We start from the raw sequence: 1,212 nt of genomic DNA on the forward strand, positions 1-1,212 counted from the left end.
GGGCCACCTTCCACCGCGCCTGCCCACCGGTGCGTGAACGTATGGCCGCGCCGACCCCGATCGACTGGCTGCCCGACAGCGGTCACTCCCGCGACGGAAAGGCGGTGAGTTCGCCGCAGGGGCACCCGGAGCTGTTGCTGGCGCTGGCCGTCGAGGAGGGCGTGCTCACCGCCGCCGACGCGGGATTGATCATCGACACCCGCCTGCATCCGCGGCGACTCAAGACCATCGCCGCCCAGAGCGGAATCAATTACGACGGACTGGCCAAACGCCGCCGCCGTGCCGAGCACCGGCTCGCGGCATGGCTGCGCGAACGCATCGCCGACACCCAGGTCTCCACCCGGGTCGAGACCGCCGCCCTCGACACCCTCACCCACACCGCCACGCGACGACCGGCACCGGCCCGAATGTCCAAAACCGGGTCGACGGCACGAGTCCTCCCACTGCCGAAGTCCGCCCCTACCGCGGCGCACCCATCGCACGAGGAGCAACGCCGATGCGCATGATCACCCCACCCCTCATCACCGCGCCACCGAGCACTACATCGCGGCAGCCCCGCAGCTCTCGTCGTCTGGCGGTGACCGTTGCCCTCACGGCCAGTGCCGTGATCATCGTGGTGTGCGCAACGGCGGCCCCGGCCGGGGCCACGCCGGTCGTGTTGGCGATGGCCGGGTCGCTCAACGAGGTGTGCGACCGCCTCCGCAATTGGCTGGTCGCGATTCTGGCCACGATCGCGACCACCTATCTCACCGTCGGCGGAGTCCGGTACGTGCTCTCGGGCGGCGACGCCGGCGAGGTCGAGCGAGCCAAGTCCGCCGTGCGCTCGGCGATGATCGGCTACGCCTTGGCCATCCTCGCCCCGGTCGTGGTGAATGTTCTCAAGTCGCTGGTGGGTGGCTGACATGACCATCGACCTCCCCACGCACCCCTCGCGCAACGGCCCACCGCGATGGCTGCGGCGCGCAAGCCTGCTGGCGCTGAGCATCAGCATCGTGATCGGTTTCGCTGCCGGGCCGGTGTGGGCGGCCCCGCCCGTCCCTTCACCTTCGTCGCCGGTGACCACGAGCCCCTCGGTCCCCGTCCAGAGCCCGCCGGCTGCCTCGGTGGTGCCGGGACCGGTGTCTCCCATGACCTCGCCGCCCCCGGCGACGGCTCCGGTTCCGGCGGGAATGTGCACGGATCCGGCCGGGTGTGTACCGCAGCAACCACCCG

General features: G+C 71.0%; 2 protein-coding genes. Both read left to right on the forward strand.

The genetic code is table 11. The features are described 5' to 3' along the window. Positions 1–506, forward strand: a 506-nt coding sequence (locus tag ACGF5C_RS34830) for a hypothetical protein (RefSeq protein WP_393308683.1), incomplete at its 5' end; no start/stop codon positions are given. Continuing rightward, entirely contained in the window at positions 497–901 is a 405-nt protein-coding gene (locus ACGF5C_RS34835; RefSeq protein WP_393308685.1) for a pilin, read from the forward strand. The genes ACGF5C_RS34830 and ACGF5C_RS34835, both read left to right, overlap by 10 nt. Positions 902–1,212: the final 311 nt, after the last annotated feature.

The sequence above is a fragment of the Micromonospora sp. NPDC047620 genome (assembly GCF_043205005.1).
GTDB lineage: Bacteria > Actinomycetota > Actinomycetes > Mycobacteriales > Micromonosporaceae > Micromonospora.